This window comes from Rothia sp. HMSC064D08, assembly GCF_001809525.1.
Classification (GTDB): Bacteria; Actinomycetota; Actinomycetes; order Actinomycetales; family Micrococcaceae; genus Rothia; species Rothia dentocariosa.
In genome coordinates, this window is sequence record NZ_KV797899.1 from 81300 (window position 1) to 87299 (window position 6000).

Consider the following 6000-nt stretch of genomic DNA (forward strand, 5'->3'; position numbering starts at 1 on the left):
ATATTTATAGCGTGTACATTGCTGGGATAAGAATTAAATTATGTTCCAAAAGAAATTTTTAAATGGGAAAACCCTGTATTTTGAGTTAAAGGTTTGATAAGGTGAATATGAGTGTTGAGAGATTTAACTCGCTCACTCCCAACCACATCTATACAAATGGAGAATAATAATGTCTCTTATCTACCCTACAAACAATTCACCTAACGAATCGCCCGGAAGAGCCAGAAATGCTCTCGGACGTAGCGCCTGTGCCCTCGTGGTGGCAGGCGCTTTAGTGCTTCCGCTGACCCCAGCGGGAGCTGTCACCGATCCTGGTGCTTCAACCCCTGCATCCACCGCTACGGTGACCCCGCAGGTTGTGGCCGATCAGGAACCTCAAGCAACTCCGCAGCTCGTGGTCGAAACCCCCGATGAAGTCAACCCCTACTACGGGAAGACGCTCAAAATCAAAGGAACCGGTTTCTACGGTGTGGCGGCAGATCAGCAGGTCAGCCTCAAAGTTACCCCTTCAGATACACCAGCTAATTCCCCATATTTCACTACGGAATACGGCGTATACAACCTGGGGTATGTGAATGTTCCCGCATCGCAGATTCATGACGGAACCTTTGAGGTCTATTTGAATACCCAGCCGCTGCCGCTGAATGATTTCCATCCGGAACTCGATTATGTCGTCACCAGTACCCTGACCTCGACAACGCAGCAGGCGCAAGGATATGAAATCTTGCCCACCACAGCATACAACACCCAGGCACCGGTGCTGGTCGCACGCCAGAACACCAATCTGGAAGTCGAGGGTAAGCCTAACTCGTTGGTGGAAGACTCCGTGAAGGTGCGCGGTACCGGCTATGACCCAAAGTTTATTCCTCAAGGCGGATACTTGCAGGTTTCTCTTATTGAGGGTGATTGGCCCAGAGGTCAGGTTGTTACTCAGGAAAGAACCGTGTCATCGGTGAAAGTTTCTGCCGAGCAGCTCTCGCAGAGCGGCCTCTTTGAAACTGCGCTTCCCTATCCGGCAGGTCTGGATGCACGCCGCAGCTACCGCATCGGAACCCAGGTCATCAATCCCGACGGAACGTTGGCAAACAACGCTTTGACCGAATACCTGGATGTTGAGTTTTCCTCGGAGAGTAAAGCACCGCAGCTGAACGTGAGCGTTCCCGCCGTGAACCCGACCGTCGATACCGAGATTACTGTGACCGGTACTGGATATTATGGCTCTGGCAATGCCGAGATACAGGGTCAGAGCATGAATCTCGTTATTAACGAGATAGACCCGAAGACCGGCAAACCAACGGGCGCAGTTCTCACCCATCCAGTGGATTATACCTACCGGGTGGAAGAGAAAGACCTCTACGATGGCTTTACCGATGGTACCTTCCAGACCACCTTCACCATTCCCGCGAATACCCTCAAAACCGGGCACGTATACGAGCTTAGTACGGGGGTATATCCAAAGGACCCGAAGGACGATGTTATCTTCGAAGCCCACCAAAAGCTCCCGTTAACGACTGCGGATCAGCCGGTTCCAAATCCCAAACCGGCAGAGCCCCAGCCGGGCCCCGAACCCGCGCCAAACCCCAAGCCCGCACCCGGTGAGAAACCTACGCCCGAATCGGATTTCAAAGATGTGCGCGATCGTACCGCACATCGTGATGCGATTCTTTGGGCTTCGCAGCGACAGCTCGTCGATAGCGCGGACGGCTATTACCGTCCTTACGACGCTATAACCCGCGAACAGGCAGTTGTGACCCTCTATCGCCTGGCGGGAAGCCCTCAGGTTACTCTTCCGCAGGAGTCTCCCTATGTGGATGTTACCCCAGAACACCCGCACTACCGGGAGATTATTTGGGCACGCGAACGTGGTATCAGCTTCGGTTGGAGTGACGGTCATTTCCGCCCCGAGGCGGCTGCATCTCACGCCAGTATGGCTGCGTTTTTGTACCGTTACGCTGGGGAACCTGGCGTGAACCTACCGGAACAATCCCTGTATGCCGATATGACGGCTGATTCCCCGTTCTACCGAGAGAGTACCTGGCTGAAGAAGAAGGGTCTTGTTTTCTGGTCTGAAAGCTGGTTCCAGCCCGATGGTGCCGTTACTCGCGCCGACTTTTCGGAACTCATCTATCAGTACGAGCAAGGCAAATAGGCCGAGTAAAATTCTGAGATAGAGATTTATCTATCCGCCCGTGTAGCGCGGGTTAAGCCCATATGGTGGGAGGTTTCTGCCTAGGCAGAAACCTCCCACCATTTTCATCTTTGAGCGTATGTCTGAAATTCTATGAGTATGCGCGTGACTATGCCCGCCATTCTCCGTTCCTCATGAACAGCTGCATATGTATCTTTCTCACTCATGTATCCCCAGGAAGTCTCAAGAGCAAGACCTGTATTTAGATAAGAAGCTGAGATAGGCTTAATGCTTAGGGAACGCTTTTCTAAAGGTGTTTTCTACCTGAAGAGTATAGAGGAGACGAAGAGACGACTATGAATTTAGCAGAACAAATGATTGCTCAGCTCATCGAAGCAGGCGTTGAGCGTATCTACGGGGTAGTGGGGGATTCTCTGAACCCTATTGTGGATGCGGTGCGAGCCTCGGGCGGCACGCAGAACGGCGGCATCGACTGGATTCACGTGCGACATGAAGAAGCTGCTGCATTCGCCGCAAGTGCTGAGGCGCAGGTGACTGGCAAACTTGCTGTATGTGCTGGTTCGTGCGGGCCGGGCAACACCCACCTCATCAACGGTCTCTACGACGCGCAGCGCTCTCACGCCCCCGTTCTGGCGATTGCCTCTCATATTCCATCCGAGCAGATCGGTACCGGATATTTTCAGGAGACTCACCCCGAACGCATCTTTGAAGACTGCTCGGTTTACAACGAGATGGCGGTTTCAGGACACCAGACGTTACGCATCATCAACTCCGGGATGCGCCACGCCATTGCGCGTGGCGGGGTAGCTGTTGTGACGATTCCCGGAGATATTGCAATTCAGGATGCTGTCGATAGCGTACCCGCCTGGGGAGATTACCGTCCCGGTACTATCATCCCTGATGAAGCGACTGTGCGTGATCTTGCGGATCGGATTAACGCCGCTGAAAAGGTTGCTATTTTTGCCGGTGCCGGTGTTGCTGGGGCACATGACGAGGTTGTTCAGCTTGCCGACCTCGCCGCAGCTCCCGTAGGCCACACGATGCGCGGTAAAGAATACATTCAGTACGACAATCCCTTTGATGTGGGAATGACCGGTCTTTTGGGATATGGTGAAGCGGCTGAGGGCATGAAGGAATCTGACCTGATGCTTCTCTTGGGAACCGATTTTCCTTATGACCAGTTTTTGCCCAACGTACAGACCGTCCAGATTGACCGTGCGGGTGAAGTCTTAGGGCGCCGCACCAATACCGACCTGCTGATAGAAGCAGATGTTGCGGCAACCTTAAAAGCTGTTATTCCTCACGTGAACCGTAAGAGTGACCGCAGGTTCCTTGAGAAGCTTTTGAAGAAAAACGAAAAGATTATGACGAAGGTTGTTGGTGCTTATACTCGCAATCCTTCCAAGGGAAAGATTCACCCCGAATTCGCTGCGGCTGTGCTGGACGAGATAGCTGCCGATGACGCTATTTTCACTGCCGACACCGGTATGTGCAATGTATGGACCGCGCGATATATTACCCCTAATGGAAAACGCCGACTGCTGGGATCCTTCCTTCATGGCTCCATGGCAAATGCGTTGCCGATGGCTCTGGGCGCGCAGGTCGCTATGCCCGAACGTCAGGTTATTTCGGTCTCGGGCGATGGTGGACTGTCCATGCTTTTGGGAGATATCCTTACCGCATCCATGTACAACCTTCCGCTGACCATTGTGGTTTTCAACAACTCCACATTGGGCATGGTGAAGCTCGAACAGCTAGTCCAAGGGTTTGAAGACTTCGGTGTAGATGTGCCTCTCGTCAATTATGCGGATATTGCGACTGCCGCAGGTTTTCAAGCACAACGCGTTGAAAAGGCCGAGGATTTGGAAGGTGCATTTCAGACCGCGCTTGCGCACCAGGGCCCCTCTCTTGTCGAGGTCATCACTGACCCCAACGCTCTTTCAATGCCGCCAGAGGTAGAGGCAAAACAGATTGTTGGGTTTGCCACTTCACTCTCTAAAATCGCGTTAAATCGCGGGGCAGCGGAGGCTGTGGCGATGGCTCGGTCAAATCTGCGTAATGTATCTGCCTGGAGGCAGTTCAGCTAAGATTATGCGCCAAACCACCTATAGGTGTTTAGAATCAGGGCACTAAAATAGGGTACTAAAGAATCGGGTGTGACGATACCTTGAGACAGGTATCGCCACACCCGAGTTTTTAACGAGCATATATGTTGCTGCGAAATTATCCAGTTTAGAAATTGCCCAGCATCTTGGTGACGTCCAGAGCTTCATCGAGCTGAGCCTCAGTGACCTCGCCGCGTTCAACGTAGCCTAAAGCTACCACGGCATCGCGCACGGTGACCTTGTTTGCCACGGAATACTTGGCGATCTTCGCGGCGGCCTCGTACCCGATGAGCTTATTCAGCGGGGTTACGGTCGAGGGAGATGCCTCCGCCAGGAAGCGGCAACGCTCTACGTTGGCGCTCAGGCCGTCGATCATCTTCTCTGCCGCCACGCGAGAAACGTTGGCGAGCAGGCGGATGGACTGGAGCAGGTTAGCCGCCATCACTGGAATGCCTACGTTCAGCTCGAAGGCACCGTTGGTGGAGGAAAGCGCGATGGCCGCATCATTACCAATTACCTGTGCCGCAACCTGAATAGTAGCCTCACAAATCACCGGGTTTACCTTGCCGGGCATGATGGACGAGCCGGGCTGCAGATCGGGGATGTGCAGCTCGCCTAAACCGGTGTTCGGGCCTGAACCCATCCAACGAATATCGTTGCTGATCTTCATCAGACCGTATGCAAGGGTGCGCAGCTGACCGGAAACCTCGACCAGACCGTCGCGGTTTGCCTGCGCCTCAAAGTGGTTACGTGCCTCAGTCAGGGGCAGACCGGTTTCTTCAGCAAGCAGCTCAATCACGCGTGCCGAGAAACCTGCCGGGGTATTGATACCGGTGCCCACGGCGGTGCCGCCCAGGGGAACCTCAGCCACGCGGGGCAGGGATGCGTTCACACGTTCGATGCCGTAACGCACAGTGGCGGCGTAGCCAGAGAATTCCTGCCCCAGGGTAATAGGGGTTGCATCCATCAGATGGGTGCGTCCGGACTTGACGACGTCCTTGAACTCTGCGGACTTCTTTTCTAACGATGCAGCGAGAACCTCAAGGGAAGGGATCAGCTCTTTGACCAGTGCCTCGGTCACGGCAACGTGCACGGAGGTGGGGAAAACATCGTTGGAAGATTGGGAGGCGTTCACATGGTCATTGGGGTGAACTTCAATGCCCCGTGATTCCAGGGAACGGGTTGCCAAAGTTGCCAGAACCTCGTTGGTGTTCATATTCGACGAGGTGCCCGAACCGGTCTGGAAGACGTCAATGGGGAAATGCTCGTCGTACTCACCGGTTGCTACCAGATCCGCCGCCTCGCGGATAGCCTGGGCGCGCTCAGCATCGAGCACCTGAAGTTCCTCATTGGCGGTCGCGGCTGCCTTCTTAACGAGGGCAAGAGCGCGAATATGGGCTGATTCGAGGGTCTGCCCCGAAATCGGGAAGTTATCGACCGCGCGCTGGGTCTGTGCACGGTAGAGTGCGTTGGCGGGCACGCGAACTTCGCCCATGGTGTCATGTTCAATGCGGTATTCAATATTTTCAGCCATAACTCTAGTTTAGGGCTCAAAATGGAGGGTTTTCATACCCTTCATGTAAAAATCGGAACATTTGGGGAATACCGTGCATGATGATACTCACCACGCTGTGGGGTTGTGTGGCGGCACCGTATGAACTCAAGTAAAGCCTGTTGGAGCTTCTGGGGTTATGTTGGTTTTCTCGAGTGGATAATACGAAGGAGGCGGTGGCCACCGCCTCCTTC

The 6000-nt window shown here is 53.9% G+C and carries 4 protein-coding genes; 2 read left to right on the forward strand and 2 right to left on the reverse strand.

Annotation, left to right across the window (positions count from 1 at the left end):
• Positions 1 to 169 precede the first annotated feature (169 nt).
• Positions 170 to 2149 carry an S-layer homology domain-containing protein gene (locus HMPREF2625_RS05795; RefSeq protein WP_083295631.1) on the forward strand — a complete coding sequence of 660 codons (1980 nt, stop codon included), beginning with the start codon at positions 170 to 172 and terminating at the stop codon, positions 2147 to 2149.
• 335 nt (positions 2150 to 2484) lie between these two features.
• On the forward strand, positions 2485 to 4236 hold the full coding sequence (locus HMPREF2625_RS05800) for a pyruvate dehydrogenase (protein WP_070522846.1): 1752 nt from the start codon (positions 2485 to 2487) through the stop codon (positions 4234 to 4236).
• Between the two features lie 145 nt (positions 4237 to 4381).
• On the opposite strand, the gene HMPREF2625_RS05805 is transcribed toward HMPREF2625_RS05800, so the two are convergent.
• Together HMPREF2625_RS05805 and HMPREF2625_RS10955 are read right to left on the reverse strand one after the other, a co-directional pair.
• Complete coding sequence (locus HMPREF2625_RS05805; protein WP_070522853.1) at positions 4382 to 5788, reverse strand: class II fumarate hydratase; 1407 nt, start codon at positions 5786 to 5788, stop codon at positions 4382 to 4384.
• Positions 5789 to 5804: 16 nt separating this feature from the next.
• A partial coding sequence (locus HMPREF2625_RS10955) for a hypothetical protein (protein ID WP_210394393.1) occupies positions 5805 to 6000 on the reverse strand: 196 nt, incomplete at its 5' end.